The organism is Halopseudomonas pelagia, assembly GCF_009497895.1.
Classification (GTDB): domain Bacteria; phylum Pseudomonadota; class Gammaproteobacteria; order Pseudomonadales; family Pseudomonadaceae; genus Halopseudomonas; species Halopseudomonas pelagia_A.
Window position 1 is genome coordinate 3,003,535 of sequence record NZ_CP033116.1, and the last position, 17,606, is coordinate 3,021,140.

The window sequence follows — 17,606 nt, forward strand, 5'->3', positions numbered from 1 at the left end:
GCCGCGAAGCAGCGGTAATAGGCTTTTTCAGCAATGGTGAAGGTCATGTTGAGAGTCGCTATCATTACCCTGTTGTGCGCCCTCCCGCTTATCGGCAATGCAGACGAGAAACGGCTGGAGCAAGCCAGCTTCCCCGTCCAGCTAACGGTCGACGGTGAGCAACTGGTGCTGCGTAATGCCAGCGTGTTGAACTACCTGTTTGTGGACGTCTACAGCGCTGCTTTGCTCGCGCCCGTCGACGAACCGCTGGCTGACATCGTCGAATCGCGTCGGCCGCTGCATCTGGAGCTATTCTACTATCGCGAAATAGACCGCAGTGACGTCATCAAGGCGGCATGGGTAGCACTGGAACGCCAATATGATCAGGCCCAGCTGGACAGCTTGCGGCCTGGCATCGACCAACTGCATGCAACCTTTACCGATATCCAGCCGCAGGACCGCTACAGCCTCACACTCGACCGCAATCAGGCGCTGAGCCTGAAATATAACGGTAAAGAGATATTTCAATCTGACGACGCCGAGCTGGCACGTGCCTATGTGGGTATCTGGTTGAGAGAAGACGGCTTGTCAGACAAATTGCGCAAGCGCCTGCTCGCCGAGCGCTAAGTAAGCCCCCCCCCCCGCCTGCCCTGAACGCAAACTTCACCCACAAAAAAAGGCGCCGAAGCGCCTTTTTTCATGTCCAGATCAAAATTCCGGGAAAGCCGGAGGATTGACGTGGGCCATATCTTCGAGGATACGCACCACCTGGCAGCTGTAACCGAACTCGTTGTCGTACCACACATAGAGGATCAGACGACTATCGTTACAGATGGTTGCTTCCGCATCGACCACACCGGCGTGACGCGAGCCGACAAAGTCAGTGGAAACCACTTCCAGCGAGTTGGTGAAGTCGATCTGCTTGTGCAGATCCGAGTGCAGCGCCATATAACGCAGGTACTCATTGACTTCATCACGGTTGGTGGCGGTATTCAGATTCAGGTTCAGGATCGCCATGGACACGTTTGGCGTGGGTACACGAATCGCGTTACCACTGAGCTTGCCTTCCAGCTCCGGCAACGCCTTGGCCACTGCCTTGGCCGCGCCTGTTTCGGTGATCACCATGTTCAGGGCGGCACTACGACCCCGGCGATTACCCTTGTGGAAGTTATCGATCAGGTTCTGGTCGTTGGTGTAGGAGTGAACAGTCTCGACGTGACCGTTGGCAATCCCGAACTTGTCATTGATCGCCTTGAGCACCGGCACGATGGCGTTGGTGGTACAGGAGGCAGCCGAGACGATCTTGTCTTCAGGCGTGATCGCTGCGTGATTGATGCCATGCACGATATTCTTGATATCGCCCTTGCCTGGCGCGGTCAGCACCACCTGGGAAGCACCAGGGCACTTCAGGTGCTGGGACAGACCTTCAGCGTCACGCCATACACCGGTGTTGTCGACGATCAATGCGTCCTTGATACCGTATTGGGTGTAGTCGACGCTGGAGGGGTCGCTGGCGTAAATCACCTGGATGACGGTGCCATTGGCGGTCAGGGTGTTGTTTTCTTCGTCGATCTTGATGGTGCCCTGGAAGGAGCCATGCACCGAATCGCGACGCAGCAGGCTGGCACGCTTGGACAGATCGTTGGTCGCACCCTTGCGTACCACGATGGCGCGCAGTCGCAGGCCGTCACCGGCACCGGCTTTCTCGACCATGATGCGGGCCAGCAAGCGGCCAATCCGACCGAAACCGTAGAGCACCACATCGCGGCCCTGGCGGCGCTCGCCCTTGTGGCCAATTACACTGGCCAGTTCTTCGCGCAGGAACGCATCCAGATCATCGCCGTCAGACTTGCGGAACTTGTCGACCAGACGGGCCAGATCAATAGAGGCCGGCCCCAGGTTCAGTTCAAGCAACGCGTTGATCAGCGGGAAAGTGTCATGTACAGACAATTCGGTGTCATCAATCTGCCGCGCGAAACGGTGCGACTTCAAAATGCTGATGACCGAACGATTGACCAGACCCCGACCATAAATGGAGGTCACGACGTTATGCTCACGGTACAGACGCCCGATCAGCGGAATCATCGCCTCGGCGGTTGATTCACGATCCGTCCAGTTTTCCAGACATTGCTCATATTGGTCTTGGGTCACGGCTGTTCCTTCCAGGTCTTGGGATCAAAAGGGCCAATATTATGCGGCCGTTGGGCCGCAGAGGCAATCACTGCGCGAAAACCACATGACTGCGGCACAGTCCGGCAGACAGGGGTACACTATCGGCTTTTTGCAGAAGGACCCCCGTTCCATGCCCGCAAATACGCGCCTTCTTTCCGTGCCCCCGGTCGCCCGCGACCAGGCTAGAAGCACCTGGGGCAATCTGGCCGGCGCCGCGCGGGCCCTGGCGATTGCCGAGGCCGCCGCCGAACATGCTGGCCTGAGCCTGGTGATTACCCGCGATACGGCTGCCGCAGATCAGCTGGAGCAGGAACTGCGGTTTTTCGCCCCGGCACTGCCGGTTCTGAGCTTTCCCGACTGGGAGACGCTGCCCTACGATCGCTTTTCACCGCACCAGGACATCATCTCTCAGCGCCTGAAAAGCCTGCATCTGCTGCCACAGGTAACCCAGGGCATTCTCGTGGTGCCCATGACCACCCTGCTGCATCGGATCGCGCCACGCAGCTTTCTCGGCGGCTCGGTACTGATGCTGGAGCTTGGCCAGAAGCTCGACATCGAGCGCATGCGCCTGAACCTGGATGCGGCCGGTTATCGCTGCGTGGACACCGTTTACGAGCACGGTGACTACGCGGTACGCGGCGCGCTGCTGGATCTGTTCCCGATGGGCAGCCCGGAACCGATCCGTATCGACCTGTTTGATGACGAAATCGAAACCCTGCGTACCTTTGATCCGGACACCCAGCGCTCGGTCGACAAAGTCGACAGCATCCAACTGCTGCCGGCCAAGGAATTCCCGCTGGATAAATCGGCGCTGACCGGTTTCCGCGCGCGCTTTCGTGAACACTTCGACGTCGACTACCGCCGTTGCCCGGTCTATCAGGATCTGAGCGAAGGCATGGTGCCCCCCGGCATCGAATATTACCTGCCGCTGTTTTTTGATGAGCTGAGCAGCCTGTTTGATTACCTGCCGGACAACACGCTGCTGTTCAGCCTGCCGGATATTGAGGGCAGCGCCGAGCACTTCTGGCAGGATGTACGCCACCGTTACGAAGAACAGCGAGTAGACAAGACGCGCCCCCTGCTCGCTCCCGCCAGCCTGTTTCTCAGCGTCGAAGATTGTTTTGCCCAGATCAAGCGCTTCCCACGCATTATCTGCCATCAGGAAGCGCTGCCGGCCAAAGCAGGGACAACCAATTTCAATGGTCAGGCGAGCCCGGAACTGGCCATCGACAACCGGCTTGATCAACCGCTGACCGCGCTCCAGACCTTTATTAAAGGCTTTGAAGGCAAAGTGCTGTTCGTAGTCGAAAGTGCCGGCCGCCGCGAAGCGCTGCTGGAACTGTTGGCGCGTATCGAGATCAAGCCCGAGACCGTTGAGAGCTGGCCCGAGTTTGTTGCCGGCAAGGCCGCCATCGGAGTGATCATCGCCGGAATCGACCAGAGCATGCTCTGTGGTCATCCGCCGGTAGCGCTGATCACCGAAAACCAGTTGTTCGGTCAGCGGGTGATGCAACGTCGGCGGCGCGGTAAAGCGACTGATCTGGGCGATGCGGTCATCCGCAACCTGACCGAACTGCGCGAAGGCGCGCCGGTCGTGCACATCGACCACGGTGTCGGTCGGTTCCTTGGCCTGGTCAATCTGACCGTCGAAGACCAGCAGGCCGAGTTTCTTACCCTGGCCTACGCCGACGATGCCAAGCTCTATGTACCCGTATCCAACCTGCATCTGATCGCCCGCTATACCGGTGGCGAAGACGATAGCGCACCGCTGCATCGCCTCGGCTCCGAGCAATGGCAGAAAGCCAAGCGCAAGGCCGCGGAAAAAGTCCGGGACGTCGCCGCCGAGCTGCTGGATGTCTATGCCCGCCGCGGCGCACGTAAGGGTTTCAGCTTCAGCGCCCCGGAACGCGACTACCAGCTGTTCTCCGAGGCCTTCCCGTTCGAGGAAACCGCCGATCAGGAAGCGGCGATCCTGGCCGTGATCGAAGACATGGTCAAATCCCAGCCGATGGATCGTCTGGTCTGCGGTGACGTTGGCTTCGGCAAGACTGAAGTGGCCATGCGCGCGGCCTTCCTCGCCGTGCACGGCGGCAAACAGGTTGCGGTACTGGTGCCCACCACCCTGCTCGCCCAGCAGCACTACAACAGCTTCCGTGACCGTTTTGCCGATTGGCCGGTCAAGGTTGAGGTGATGTCGCGCTTCAAATCGACCAAGGAGATCAAGGCCGCCGCGGAAGATCTGGCCGAAGGCAAGGTCGACATCATGATCGGCACGCACAAGCTGCTACAGGGTGATATTCAGTTCAAGGACCTGGGCCTGATGATCATCGACGAGGAGCACCGTTTCGGCGTACGCCAGAAGGAACAGCTCAAGGCCCTGCGCAGCGAGGTCGATGTACTGACCCTGACCGCAACGCCCATCCCCCGCACACTGAACATGGCCATGTCCGGCATGCGTGAACTGTCGATTATCGCCACACCGCCGGCGCGCCGTCTGTCGGTGCGAACTTTCGTCATGCAGCAACAGGCTCCAGTGATCAAGGAAGCGATCCTGCGTGAGCTGCTGCGCGGCGGGCAGGTCTACTACCTGCACAACGAAGTCTCAAGCATCGAGAAATGCGCTGCTGATCTTGCCGAACTGGTACCTGAAGCGCGCATCGGCATCAGCCATGGGCAAATGCCGGAACGCGCGCTTGAACAGGTCATGGGCGACTTCTATCACCGTCGTTTCAATGTACTGGTGACTACCACCATCATCGAAACCGGTATCGATGTGCCCAATGCCAACACCATTATCCTGGAGCGCGCCGACAAATTCGGTCTGGCCCAACTGCACCAGTTGCGCGGTCGCGTCGGCCGTAGTCACCACCAGGCCTATGCCTACCTGCTGACGCCGCACGGCAAGAAGCTCACCAGCGATGCGGAAAAACGCCTGGAAGCCATCGCCGCGGCTCAGGACCTGGGCGCCGGCTTTACCCTGGCCACCCACGACCTGGAAATTCGCGGTGCCGGCGAACTGCTCGGCGAAGGCCAGAGCGGCCAGATCCAGGCGATTGGCTTCACGCTGTATATGGATATGCTTGAGCGCGCAATCAAGGCGATCAAACAAGGCAAGCAACCCGAACTGGATACACCGCTGGGCGGCGGACCGGACATCAACCTGCGCCTGCCAGCATTGATTCCGGACGATTATCTGCCGGATGTTCACAGCAGACTGATTCTCTACAAACGCATCGCCAATGCTGCCGATGACGAAGCCTTGAAAGACCTGCAAGTTGAAATGATCGACCGCTTCGGTCTGCTGCCCGATGCAGCCAAGATCCTGTTCCGGGTGACGGCCTTGAAACTGCGCTGCGAACCGTTAGGGATCAGCAAGGTGGATGTAGGGCCGGAGCACGGCCGGGTGGAATTTACCGCACACACCAGTGTGGATCCGATGACACTGGTCAGACTGATCCAGGATCAACCCAACCGTTACAAGCTTGAAGGCGCCACTCTATTCCGATTCAATGCACCCATGGGTGCCGCTGAACTGCGTCTGAATACCGTTGAAGCACTGATAGAACGGCTGGAAACACCCCAATTACCTACTCAAGGCAAAGGAAAACGCCCATGACATCTCTTCGCTCACTGCAACTGCTGGCAATCCTCGCTCTCAGCGGCTGGATGGGGCTGGCTCAAGCCCAGAGCCAAAATACCTACCAGGTGGAGGTAGTGATCTTCTCCCAGCCTTCTGCGCAGCTGACGCCCGGCACCGCCCCCAGTTATGGGTGGGCTGATCAGGCCACCGACCTGACCGTCACCACTCGCAGCGACGTGCGTAATCTGGACAGCAGCCGCCTCAAGCTCAGCAGTGATGCGGGCAAGTTGAGCGCACAGGGGTACAAGGTTGTACTGCACAAGGCCTGGACTCAACCAGACGACAGTAGCCTGGAGGTCGCCGTACATGAGGGTCAGGAAATGGGCGGGATCTATCCGGTTCAGGCGCTGGTCAGCCTTGGCCAGGAGCGGCTTCTGGAAGTCGATATCACCGCCTGGATCAATAACCAGACCCAGGACGGCGAGATAGTCAGCGAGCGCATCAAGCAGATCCGCCGCCTGCGTCTGGATGAAACCCATTATCTGGATCACCAGAGCATGGGCATGCTGGTACGTATCAGCCGCAGCTAAGCGGCGCGGCTTCAGGCGCCAGCGGCCACCAGTTGACTGATGACCGTTCGCGCCTGCGCCATACCCTGCTGCATGACCTGCTCGATCGCCTCCATGGTGATCAAGCCTTGCCCCTTCCCCGCCGCTGGATTAACTACCAGAGACAAACTCGCGTAAGCCAGATCCAGTTCACGGGCCAGCGCAGCTTCAGGCATCCCGGTCATGCCGACGATATCGCAACCATCACGCTCCAACAGGCTTATTTCAGCCGCCGTTTCCAGGCGCGGGCCCTGCGTCGCGGCGTAGACGCCATAAGCGCTGTGCGCCATGCCCAGCCGCGCCAGAACCCCGATAACACGCTGACGCAAGCCTTCGTCATAAGGATGGCTGAAATCGATGTGCGTGACCTGCTGCAAATCATCCTCGAAGAAAGTGCTGGAACGGCCCCAGGTGTAATCCACCAACTGATGCGGCACGCAAAAGTGACCGACACCCATGGCCGGATGGATGCCGCCCACGGCGTTGACCGCCAGCACCGCATCTGCACCAGCCTGTTTCAGCGCCCAGAGATTAGCCCGGTAATTGACCCGGTGCGGCGGAATGCGATGCGGATCGCCATGACGTGCGAGAAACAGCAATTCACGGCCTGACATCAAGCCCTTTACAACTGGTGTAGACGCGGGCCCATAGGGCGTGTCCGCACTCGACTCGCCGGTGACCTGGAAACCGGGCAACCGGGTCAAACCGCTACCGCCGATGATCGCCAGTGCGTTCATAGATTACTCCCCTGCTGACGCTTGAATTCCGCCTCGGATCCCGGCGTCGCTTGCTCTTTTGAGCTATCTGCCGAGGGTTTTGGTGACTGCCCGGCGGATGCTTGCGCAGGCGCCCGTAATGAAAGCCCATCCGGAACATGCAATGTCGATGTAGGAAAGGCCACTTGCGCGCCATGCTCATCAACTATAGCCAGAATTTTCAATAGCACATCTTCCTTGACCCGATGGAATTCGGCCCATATCGGGCTGGTAAAGCAATACACGAAAAAGTCTACCGACGACGCTGCACAGCGATCGAAATACACCATCTGCGTCTGATCCTGAGCAATGTCCGGATGCTCCTTGAGCATCTCGCGGACCGCCTTGACCACTGGCTCCATCTGCGCGATGTCGTCGTAGCGCATACCGATATGCTCGAAAATGCGCCGATGACTCATGCGTGATGGATTTTCCAGCACAACGTTGGTGAAGATCGCGTTCGGGACATAGATCGGGCGTTTGTCGAAGGTGCGAATCCGCGTCAGCCGCCAGCCGATGTGCTCGACCGTGCCTTCAATGTCTTTATCCGGCGACCGCACCCACTCACCTACCGAGAAAGGACGATCCAGATAGACCATCAGCCCACCGAAAAAATTGGCCAACAGGTCCTTGGCGGCAAAGCCGACCGCGATGCCACCAATACCGCCAAAGGCAAGCACACCGGACACGCTATAGCCAAGGGTCTGCAGAATCACCAGGCCGGCGGTGATGAAAATGGAAATGCGCAGCAACTTGCCGATGGCACTGACCGTGGTCTGATCCATCGGCTTTTCGCGGTAGCGCGGATCTACCAGACGATCTTCAATACGCTGGGCCAAACGCACCAGAAACCAGCCCAACAGCACGATCAACAGCACATCCTGAAGCTTGTTTAGCGCACTGGCAAAATCCTCATCCATCTCGGCGGCGGTGATTTGCGCGGCCCAGAGCAGGCCCATACTCCAGATCAGGACCCATAACGGCCTTCGCGCGGAGATCACCAGCGCATCGTCCCAGACGCTACGCGTTTTCTCCGCTCGGGCTTCGAGGCGATCAAGCAGCAGCTTGCCGATATAGGCCACGACCAGCGATGCAAAAATGATCGCGAAGACCTGGTATATCCACATTTCGCTGCTCATTGGTAAATACTCCAACGGCAAGCGTTCAACAAGTTCGTTTATCATGGCACTCAAACCAGCTCTAACTCCTTCATCATGTTCAGGTGGGCTGCCCAGTCAGGGTTGGCCTTGTAATCAACGCCGGGCTTTTGCCGGGCGAGCATACCCGTGATTTGCGGTGGCCGTTTCATCCCCAGCTTCTGGGTGTGTACCAAGGCTTCTTCGGCGGCAGCGCGATCATTGCAAACCAGCAACATATCGCAGCCCGATGCCAGTGCCGCGTCTACTCGCTGCGGCATTCCGCCCACAGCATGCGCGCCGGCCATGGTCAGGTCATCGCTGAAAATTACGCCGTTGAAACCCAGCTCCTTGCGCAGAATATCCTGCAGCCAGCGTCTGGAGAAACCGGCTGGCAACTGGTCAATCGCCGGATAAACCACATGCGCCGGCATGATACCGTCCAGCTCAGCCGCCAGCCCAGCGAATGGCACCAGGTCGGTACTGCGAATGGCCTCTTCGCTGCGCTCATCCACCGGCAAGGCAAAGTGCGAATCGGCTTCTGCCCAGCCATGACCGGGAAAGTGCTTTCCCGTGGCGGCCATGCCGGCAGCATGCAGGCCGGCAATATAGGCACGCCCCAGGCGAATGACCTGTTGCGGATTGCCGCCCAGCGAGCGGTCGCCGATAACCTGACTGCGGCCGTAGTCCAGATCGAGTACCGGCGCGAAACTGATGTCCAGACCACATGAGAGCATCTCCCAGGCCATCAGCCAGGCGGCGCTGTAGGCTGCACGTTCGGCATGCTCAGCATCGAGCGCGGCGATACGGCCCAGCGCCGGCAGCTTGAGCACATCGCGACGCAAGCGCTGAACACGCCCGCCCTCCTGGTCGATCGCCATCAGCATGTCTGGTCGCACCGCCCTTACAGACTTGATCAACTCGCGTACCTGGCCAGGCGATTCGGTATTGCGGGCAAACAGAATCATGCCCCCCACTTCCGGCTGGCGCAGCAGCTGACGATCAGTGGAATCCAGTGTGGTACCGGCGAAATCAAGCATCAGGGTGCCAATGTTCAACAGGGGTTTCTCCAGCGATTCAAAGGGGGCTCAGGCAGTACTAACCGCACTACCCGGTAATCATTACCTGACATCCCGCGGGAGTCAGATCGAAAAGTTTCAACACATCGGCATTACGCATGCGTACACACCCGTGTGACAGCGGCACGCCCATAGGTTGGTCGTCAGGCGTACCGTGAATATAGATATAACGTCGTTGCGAGTCGCAATTGCCGCCGCGATTGAAGCCAGGCTGCTCGCCGCACAACCAGAGGATACGACTCAGTATCCAGTCGCGCTGCGGATGCTGCTTGGTCAGTGCCGGGGTCCAGACCTCACCGGTAGGACGGCGGCCAATAAACACAGAACCCTCAGGCTGCCCTGCCCCTATGCGCGCACGCACCCTATGGCGGCCACGCGGGGTGCAGCCAGAGCCATTCAACTCGCCAGCGCCGTTAAGCGCTGTGGACACAGGAAATTCACACAGGACGCGGCCACCTGCGTACCCGGTCAGCCGCTGCGCGGCAAGTGAGATGTCGATGAGGTCCAGCATCATAAGCAACTCCGCTCAAAGAGTGCACACGATAACGGATCAGCGATTTGGAAGGAACATGCAATCAGCAGGGCATCGACACGCTAGGGTGGGAAATAACTCAGGCGCGCTCCAGTTCGGTGCCACGCGGGGCTGCACTGGCAAGACCCGCCATACCGCTATCAGCGCGCATGCCGGCAGCCAGGAAAGGCACCATCAACTTGAGAACGTCATCAATGCCGGTATGCACATCGAATTCGGCTTCGGCAATGGCCCGCAAGGCTTTCATGCTCGACATGGTAAAGGCCGCACTACCCAGCATGAAATGCACTCGCCAGAACAGCTCACGGGGCGGCAACTGCGGAGCAGCGGCCAACACCAGCTGCATGTAACGCTGAAATACCTTGCCGTACACCTCACTCAGGTATTTACGCAGATGCCCCTGGCTCTGGCTGAACGCCAGGCCCAGCAGGCGCATGAAAATCGACAGATCGTTGCCGCTACGTGGTTTGACTGTCAACGCCTGGCGCACCAGCATTTCCAACAGCTGCTCAAGACTGAGCTCGGCCAGGTCACCTTCGCGCTGATGCCGGTCCAGTTGCTGCTCCAGACTGCCGACGAAGGGGTTGAGGAAACGCACGAATACCGCCTGAATCAACGCTTTCTTGGAGCCGAAGTGATAATTCACCGCCGCCAGGTTAACGCCGGCCTTGCTGGTAATTAGCCTCAGTGAAGTTTCCGCAAAACCCTTCTCGGCGAACAACTGCTCGGCGGCGTCCAGAATACGTTCAACAGTTTCAGATTGGGCCATGTGCTGACATCCACGAATAAACAATTGTTTGAAACATACGTTTCAAACGCATTGAGTGTCAAGCATCACGGTGACTCGGGGCCAGCGGCATGAGCTACCAGTGATCATCTTCACGCAACCGCTTCTTTGTATAACCTTCCCGTTTCACTAAAACAACAGCAAATTGTGCGCAAGGTCTTGCTCAACCAAAACAACTGTATATAATCACAGCTACTGTATAAAAACACAGGTAGGGACGGATGCAAAAACTGACCGCACGTCAACAGCAGATATTGGCCTTCATCAAAGAGTATATGGATGCCAACGGCTATCCACCTACCCGTGTCGATATCGCCAAGGTGCTGGGTTTCAAATCGCCCAATGCGGCAGAGGATCACTTGCGCGCCTTGGCGCGCAAGGGTGCGATTGAAATGATTCCCGGCGCATCACGCGGCATCCGCCTGCCCGATCAGGATGACGAAGCCCCTGAGGGCCGCCTTCCGGTTATAGGTCGTGTGGCGGCCGGTGCCCCTGTCCTGGCGCTGGAAAATATCGAAGATCACTGCCAGATCGATCCCGGCTTCTTTCAGCCCCGCGCAGACTACTTGCTCCGCGTACAGGGCATGAGTATGCGCGACATCGGCATTCTGGATGGCGATCTGCTCGCGGTACACCGCACCGCCGTCGCGCGCAATGGCCAGATCGTTGTCGCCCGTATTGGTGATGAGGTCACGGTAAAACGCTTTCACAAGCAGGGCCGCAAGGTCTCGCTGTTTGCCGAAAATCCGGATTTCGCCCCGATTGAAGTCGATCTGGGCGAACAGGAACTTACTATCGAAGGCTTGAGTGTCGGCGTCATACGCCGCTAAAGGGGTTAATCATGCAATATTCCCGTCATCCTCATCATCCCGGCCCGCTGGTTCAGGCAGAACTGTTTCACAACGCCCTGATGGCATCGCGTTACGCCGGGCCAGCCAAGGTGGTTTCTGCGAAAAAACCTGCCGAAGCGGCGACGGTAGAAAGTGCCGCAGTGGAGACTGGCTTCAGCGAAATAGCCCTCAATGGCGCCCCTGGGCAATGCCTGCAATGGCTGGCACCTGTACTGCGTGATCTGAGTCAGGCGCAAGCTCCTGGCTGGCTGACACTGCTTGATCCGCCAGAAGCAGTCAGCCATCACTGGCTGCGCAATGCCGGTCTGGATCCTGAGCGCATTTTGATTGTCCGGGCGAAGCGCGGCATGGATAGCCTGGAGTTGTGCTGCGAACTACTGCGTCTGGGCTGTAGCCATACCGTAGTCAGCTGGATGTCGGATGAGGGTCAGCAGGTTGTGACCAACAACAGACTCACCCGTGCCGCGCGCGATGGCCAGTGCCGTAGCCTGAACATTCGCCTGGGCATGTGTTTGGCGGCTTGAGAAGTAGAAGAATAGGTAGAAACATGGACAGCGGCTGCTGGCCATGCAGAACCCAGGCATTGCCCAGGCATGACCAGCTAGATGCTTAGGCCATACCCGGCTTAGTTGCTAGGCCAGCTGACTAGCTCAGTGCAGAATGCGATTTTCATCGTGCGGCTCGCCATCTTCCATCACTTGGCCAGCGACCTGCATGCCGGCACTGATCATGGCTTTGGCCACGTCTATATGATGGCCCTGCAGATATTCGCGGGCGTCGGCAGAAAACTCGATGATCACCAGTGGTTCGGCATCTTCATCCGAGCGGCGCAAGGCTACCTTGCCGTTAGCCAATTCCACGATTTCGAGAAAAGGTGATGGCATTTAGGGTCTCCTGTTAAATGGCCGCGCAGTTTATCACAGACGATGAACTGTCACAGTTCGAGCTACCACTCCAGCATACCCTCCCGGTAACAACTCAACCGCTCAGCCAATGCTGCATGCGCTTCGCGCGCATCCTCCAGATCCCATTGACGATCACTCTTGACTGCGCTGCTGGCGATCAGGCTGCTGTCTTGCGGCTTGCTCTCTTCGGGTTTCGGCGGCATATGTAGCTGCTGCCAGCCTGCCAACAGACGTCCCAGCCAGCTATCGCCAGCCTGGGCCAACTCTGTCAACTCAGCCAGCTCAGGACCTGGAAAACGTTCAGCCACCTGGGTCGTCAACACCTGCTCCACCGTGCGCACATCCATCAGCGGCCAGCGGTAACGGTCAGCCACCTCATGCGCCATGGCGAGCACACCACGGTAAAGGTGAAAGAGCGCATGTTCACGATGGTAACGGACCAGGCTGACAGCGTTGACTGCACCTGACTCGCTCGCATCGACCCAGGCATCAATCGCCATGCGGGCAAAGAACAATGCCTGGTTGCTACGGGTATAGACTTCATTGGCCATGACGTATCACCTCAACCTTTGGCCTTAGCCTTGGCTTTTGGCCGACCATCATCCGCGGTCCAGCGCTTGCCATCATAAAAGGCGCGCCATCCGCTCGGCTTGCCCTCTACTTCACTCTGTACATATTGCTCTTTAGTCTTGCGGCTGTAACGTATTACCGTTGGCAGGCCATCAGGATCCTTGACCGGTGCATCGAGCAGGAAATGATACTTGGGATCAATTTCCTCGCGGTGCGGCAGCAATTCCTTGACCAGAGGCGCGCGTGTTTCGCGGTTCTTCGGGAACTGGCTAGCGGCCAGGAACATCCCCGAGGCGCCATCGCGCAGCACGTAAACGTCATCGACCTTTTCGCACTTTAGCTCCGGCATCTTCACCGGGTCCATCTTCGGCGGCGCCGCTTCACCGCTCTTGAGCAGCTTGCGGGTATTCTTGCATTCGCTGTTGGTGCACCCAAAATACTTGCCGAAGCGGCCAGTCTTGAGCTGCATCTCGCTGCCGCACTTGTCGCACTCAATTATCGGGCCGTCGTAACCCTTGATCTTGAACTGCCCTTCCTCGACTTCGAAGCCGTTGCAGTCCGGGTTGTTACCGCAGACGTGAAGCTTGCGCTTCTCATCCACCAGATAACTGTCCATGGCGGTGCTGCAGATCGGGCAACGATGCTTGTTGCGCAGAACGCGTGATTCGCCTTCATCATCATCGGCCGCCACTTCGTTGCCCGGCACCAGATTCACGGTCGACTTGCAGCGCTCTTTTGGCGGCAATGCATAGCCGGAGCAACCCAGGAACACGCCGGTGGAAGCGGTGCGGATCATCATCGGCCGGCCACATTCCTTGCAGGCGATATCGGTCAGGGTCGGCTCGTTGGAGCGCATGCCCTTGCCGTCTTCAGCCGTCTCGGCGACGCTCAGCTTGAGGCTGAAATCCTTGTAGAAATCATCCAGTACCTTCTTCCAGATCACGCCGCCCTGCGCCACTTCGTCCAGAGACTCTTCCATGGTCGCAGTAAAGCTGTAGTCCATCAGATTCGGAAAGCTTTCCGCCAGACGCTCGGTAACGATGTCGCCCATCTTCTCGGCGTAGAAGCGCCGGTTATTTTGGGAGACATAACCGCGATCCTGGATCGTGGAAATGATCGAGGCGTAGGTAGAGGGCCGGCCGATGCCGCGCTTCTCCAGCTCCTTGACCAGGCTGGCTTCGGAATAACGCGCCGGCGGCTTGGTAAAATGCTGTTTGGGATCCAGCTTTTCCAGCGCCATGACGTCTTTGACTTTCACGTCAGGCAGCACTTCATCTTCGCCGCCCTTGCCCTGCTGCGGCATGACCTTGGTATAACCATCAAACTTGAGGATGCGGCCTTTGGCGCGCAGCTCGAAGTCGCCCGCCGTAACCGTGATCAAGGTAGACAAATACTGGGCAGGCGTCATCTGGCAGGCAAGGAACTGGCGCCAGATCAGCTCATAGAGCCGCTCAGCGTCTTTCTCCATGCCTTTGAGATCACCGGTCTTCAGCTTGACGTCCGACGGCCTGATCGCTTCGTGGGCCTCCTGGGCGCCATCCTTGCTGCTGTAGACGTTGGGCTTCTCGGGCAAATACTTGGCGCCGAAGTTCTTTTCGATATAACCACGCGCCATGCCAATCGCATCAGCAGACAGATTGGTCGAGTCGGTACGCATGTAGGTGATGTAACCCGCCTCATACAAACGCTGGGCCATCATCATGGTCTTCTTCACGCCAAAGCCCAGGCGCGTACTGGCGGCCTGCTGCAGCGTGGAGGTAATAAAAGGGGCATTAGGCTTGGAGCTGGTTGGCTTGTCTTCGCGCTTGGTAACGCTGTAATCAGCGCCCTTGAGCAAAGCCAGCGCTTTGTCCGTCTGCGCCTTGTTCACCGGGCGGAAGGTTTCACCGTTCTGCTTGGCCACTTCAAAGCGCATGGACTGGCTTTGCGGCGTGTTCAGCAGCGCGTGAACTTCCCAGAATTCCTCGGGGATAAACGCGCGGATCTCACGCTCGCGATCAACAATCAGCTTCACTGCAACCGATTGCACGCGGCCGGCAGAGAGCCCACGGGCGATCTTCTGCCACAGCAGTGACGAGACCATGTAACCCACAACCCGGTCGAGGAAGCGGCGGGCCTGCTGGGCGTTGACGCGATTCAGATCCAACTCGCCGGGTTTGGCGAATGCTTCCTGAATGGCTTTCTTGGTAATTTCGTTGAAGACCACACGCTTGTAGCGGCCTTCGTCACCACCAATGGATTCCCGCAGGTGCCAGGCAATGGCCTCCCCTTCGCGGTCCAAATCCGTCGCGAGATAGATGGTGTCAGCGTCTTTGGCCAGCCGACGCAATTCATCGATGACCTTTTCCTTGCCCGGCAGAATTTCGTAATGCGCTTTCCAGCCATTGTCCGGGTCTACGCCCATGCGCTTGACCAGCTGCATACGTGCTTTGGTCTTCTTGTCCACTTCAGGAGCGGAGGCAGCTTTACGGCTACCCTTGGGCTTGCTCTCGGTCTTGCCACTGCCGCTGGTGGGCAAATCGCGAATATGTCCGATGCTCGACTTCACAATGAAATCGTTACCAAGATACTTGTTGATTGTCTTGGCCTTGGCTGGAGACTCAACAATGACCAGTGCTTTTCCCATGGGTAACTGTATTCCTAGCGCTATCAATTCTGGACTGCCCACATGTGCAATGACGCGGGGCAATAATAGGTGCAGCGGCAATAGATGCCATGTTCAGACTGCCGGAGGAGCCAGAGCCTACACGTCTTCGCTGACAAAGGTAAAGCGTGGCGTTGGCTCGCCGTCAAGCTCCACGGTCCCCATAAACATCTCCAACGGACGCACCCAGAGGTCAAAATCGCCGTAAAGCGTGCGATAGACCACCAGGGATTCCTCGGTTTCGGAATGTGTTGCTACTCCCACGACTTCGTAATCCTTTCCTTTATAGTGGCGGTAGCGACCGGGGCGTAATGACATGCTGTGCTCCTCGTTTTGTTATCGTGCCTGCTCAACAGGTTAGCGTAGTTTTTTGATGACTCAGTTCAGCTGGGTACGTTGTGATTCTGATGCATCTGTGTGGGCTGCAGGGTTCCGAGCGCCGTTGCGTGACACGCTCCTGGCCGTCCCTGGGGCTCGTCGGTGCACGTCCTTGTGCACCGACGGTCACACAACGGCGCTCGGAACCCTTTGCTAACGACAAGGTGCATCCTGCACACAACACCGTCATTGACCTTGATCTTGACCTTCGCCCAGTAGCTCCGCTGCACAGCAGCGCCGGCGGCCATGGGCCTGTGTGAGTGCCGTCGATGGCCAGGGATGGCCATCGCCGAGCCCCATGGACGGCTTGTAGCGTGCCGAACACAGGCCCATGGCCGCCGACGCCAGACACCTATCTCAAACAATGAACGCACTAAAATAAAAAGCACAAACAAAAACCGGGGCACAAGGCCCCGGTTTCTGGTCACACCAAAACCGTATCAGACACGTTCGAATACGGTAGTGATGCCCTGCCCCAGACCAATACACATGGTCGAGACACCAACAGTGCCGCCATTCTGCTTCATCACGTTCAGCAGCGTGCCGGAGATGCGGGCGCCGGAGCAACCGAAGGGGTGACCCAGGGCGATAGCGCCGCCGTGCAGGTTGACCTTGGCTTCCATCTTGTCCAGCAGTTTGAGGTCTTTCAGCACAGGCAGGGCCTGGGCAGCAAAGGCTTCGTTCAGCTCGACAAAATCGACGTTATCCATGGTCATGCCAGCGCGCTTGAGCGCCTTGTGCGTAGCCGGGACCGGACCGTAGCCCATGATCGCCGGATCAACACCAGCAACTGCCATGGAACGGATAACCGCCATCGGCTCAAGACCCAGGGCCTTGGCGCGCTCGGCAGACATCACGATCATGCAGGAAGCACCGTCAGTGATCTGTGAAGAAGAACCGGCTGTCACGGTACCGCCCTTGGGATTGAATGCCGGCCGAAGGGCCGCCAGGCTTTCCAGGGTAGTCTCGGGACGGATGGTTTCGTCTTCAGTGAAGACTTTCAGGAAACCGTCAGCATCGTGGCCGTGCATCGGGATGATTTCATCCTTGAAGCCGCCATTGATGGTCGCCTTGTGCGCCAGCTGGTGCGAACGCAGGGCAAACTGGTCCTGCTGCTCACGGGTAATGCCGTGCATCTTGCCCAGCATTTCCGCAGTCAGACCCATCATGCCGGACGCCTTGGCAGCGTACAGAGACAGGCTCGGGTTTGGATCAACGCCGTGCATCATGCCGACGTGGCCCATGTGCTCAACACCACCGACGACGAACACATCACCGTTACCGGTCTGGATCGCCTGGGCGGCAGTGTGCAGCGCGCTCATGGACGAACCACACAGGCGGCTCACGGTTTGCGCCGAGCTGGTGTGCGGGATCGGCGTCAGCAGAGAGATCATGCGGGCAACGTTCCAGCCCTGCTCCAGGGTCTGGTTTACACAGCCCCAGATAACATCTTCCACTTCTGCGGGATCTACTTTCGGGTTACGTGCCAGCAGACCGGTGATCAGGTCGGCAGACAGGCTCTCGGCACGTACGTTACGGTACATGCCACCCTTGGAACGGCCCATCGGGGTGCGGCCGAAGTCGACAATAACGACGTCTCTCGGATTCAGGCTCATAGATTCACTCTCGC

The 17,606-nt window shown here is 58.2% G+C and carries 16 protein-coding genes; 5 read left to right on the plus strand and 11 right to left on the minus strand.

The genetic code is table 11. The annotated features are described in order from the left end of the window. Positions 1-45: 45 nt before the first annotated feature. Positions 46-606, plus strand: a complete 561-nt coding sequence (locus tag EAO82_RS14045) for a chalcone isomerase family protein (protein WP_096348069.1) — start codon at positions 46-48, stop codon at positions 604-606. An 81-nt stretch (positions 607-687) separates the two neighbouring features. On the opposite strand, the gene EAO82_RS14050 is transcribed toward EAO82_RS14045, so the two are convergent. Next, the gene (locus EAO82_RS14050) at positions 688-2,130 is read right to left on the minus strand and encodes a glyceraldehyde-3-phosphate dehydrogenase (protein ID WP_096347283.1); all 1,443 of its coding nucleotides are present in this window, start codon (positions 2,128-2,130) and stop codon (positions 688-690) included. A 151-nt stretch (positions 2,131-2,281) separates the two neighbouring features. On the opposite strand from EAO82_RS14050, the gene mfd reads away from it, so the two are divergent. Together mfd and EAO82_RS14060 are read left to right on the plus strand one after the other, a co-directional pair. Then, on the plus strand, positions 2,282-5,767 hold the full coding sequence (gene mfd, locus EAO82_RS14055) for a transcription-repair coupling factor (protein WP_096347284.1): 3,486 nt from the start codon (positions 2,282-2,284) through the stop codon (positions 5,765-5,767). Then, positions 5,764-6,321 (plus strand): CsiV family protein, encoded by a 558-nt coding sequence (locus tag EAO82_RS14060; protein ID WP_096347285.1) that lies wholly within the window; start codon positions 5,764-5,766, stop codon positions 6,319-6,321. Before mfd ends, EAO82_RS14060 begins: the two co-directional genes overlap by 4 nt. 11 nt (positions 6,322-6,332) lie before the next feature. Here EAO82_RS14060 and EAO82_RS14065 read toward each other — a convergent pair whose 3' ends face one another. The 5 genes from EAO82_RS14065 to EAO82_RS14085 form a co-directional block, all read right to left on the minus strand. After that, a complete protein-coding gene (locus tag EAO82_RS14065) occupies positions 6,333-7,076 on the minus strand; it encodes an S-methyl-5'-thioinosine phosphorylase (RefSeq protein WP_096347286.1) in 744 nt (247 codons plus the stop codon). Next, the gene (locus EAO82_RS14070) at positions 7,073-8,278 is read right to left on the minus strand and encodes a mechanosensitive ion channel family protein (protein ID WP_096347287.1); all 1,206 of its coding nucleotides are present in this window, start codon (positions 8,276-8,278) and stop codon (positions 7,073-7,075) included. The genes EAO82_RS14065 and EAO82_RS14070 overlap by 4 nt, the downstream gene beginning before the upstream one ends. 5 nt (positions 8,279-8,283) lie before the next feature. After that, positions 8,284-9,270 carry a beta-N-acetylhexosaminidase gene (gene nagZ, locus EAO82_RS14075; protein WP_096347307.1) on the minus strand — a complete coding sequence of 329 codons (987 nt, stop codon included), beginning with the start codon at positions 9,268-9,270 and terminating at the stop codon, positions 8,284-8,286. Between the two features lie 67 nt (positions 9,271-9,337). After that, positions 9,338-9,823 carry a L,D-transpeptidase family protein gene (locus EAO82_RS14080; protein WP_218838643.1) on the minus strand — a complete coding sequence of 162 codons (486 nt, stop codon included), beginning with the start codon at positions 9,821-9,823 and terminating at the stop codon, positions 9,338-9,340. A gap of 97 nt (positions 9,824-9,920) precedes the next feature. Beyond that, positions 9,921-10,610, minus strand: a complete 690-nt coding sequence (locus tag EAO82_RS14085) for a TetR/AcrR family transcriptional regulator (RefSeq protein ID WP_096347288.1) — start codon at positions 10,608-10,610, stop codon at positions 9,921-9,923. A 239-nt stretch (positions 10,611-10,849) separates the two neighbouring features. Here EAO82_RS14085 and lexA point away from each other — a divergent pair, with 239 nt between their 5' ends. Both lexA and sulA read left to right on the plus strand, forming a co-directional pair. After that, a complete protein-coding gene (gene lexA / locus EAO82_RS14090; RefSeq protein WP_096347289.1) occupies positions 10,850-11,458 on the plus strand; it encodes a transcriptional repressor LexA in 609 nt (202 codons plus the stop codon). Positions 11,459-11,469: 11 nt separating this feature from the next. Continuing rightward, positions 11,470-12,003, plus strand: a complete 534-nt coding sequence (gene sulA / locus EAO82_RS14095; protein WP_096347290.1) for an SOS-induced cell division inhibitor SulA — start codon at positions 11,470-11,472, stop codon at positions 12,001-12,003. Between the two features lie 126 nt (positions 12,004-12,129). Here sulA and EAO82_RS14100 read toward each other — a convergent pair whose 3' ends face one another. The 5 genes from EAO82_RS14100 to fadA all read right to left on the minus strand — a co-directional run bounded on the left by EAO82_RS14100 (position 12,130) and on the right by fadA (position 17,592). Beyond that, positions 12,130-12,363 carry a hypothetical protein gene (locus EAO82_RS14100; RefSeq protein WP_096347291.1) on the minus strand — a complete coding sequence of 78 codons (234 nt, stop codon included), beginning with the start codon at positions 12,361-12,363 and terminating at the stop codon, positions 12,130-12,132. A 62-nt stretch (positions 12,364-12,425) separates the two neighbouring features. Further along, on the minus strand, positions 12,426-12,935 hold the full coding sequence (locus EAO82_RS14105; protein ID WP_096347292.1) for a DUF6586 family protein: 510 nt from the start codon (positions 12,933-12,935) through the stop codon (positions 12,426-12,428). A gap of 11 nt (positions 12,936-12,946) precedes the next feature. Next, positions 12,947-15,580, minus strand: coding sequence for a type I DNA topoisomerase (gene topA, locus EAO82_RS14110; protein ID WP_096347293.1), 2,634 nt, complete (start codon positions 15,578-15,580; stop codon positions 12,947-12,949). A gap of 117 nt (positions 15,581-15,697) precedes the next feature. Beyond that, positions 15,698-15,916, minus strand: a complete 219-nt coding sequence (locus EAO82_RS14115; RefSeq protein ID WP_096347294.1) for a DUF1653 domain-containing protein — start codon at positions 15,914-15,916, stop codon at positions 15,698-15,700. 500 nt (positions 15,917-16,416) lie between these two features. After that, positions 16,417-17,592 carry an acetyl-CoA C-acyltransferase FadA gene (gene fadA, locus EAO82_RS14120; protein ID WP_096347295.1) on the minus strand — a complete coding sequence of 392 codons (1,176 nt, stop codon included), beginning with the start codon at positions 17,590-17,592 and terminating at the stop codon, positions 16,417-16,419. Positions 17,593-17,606: the final 14 nt, after the last annotated feature.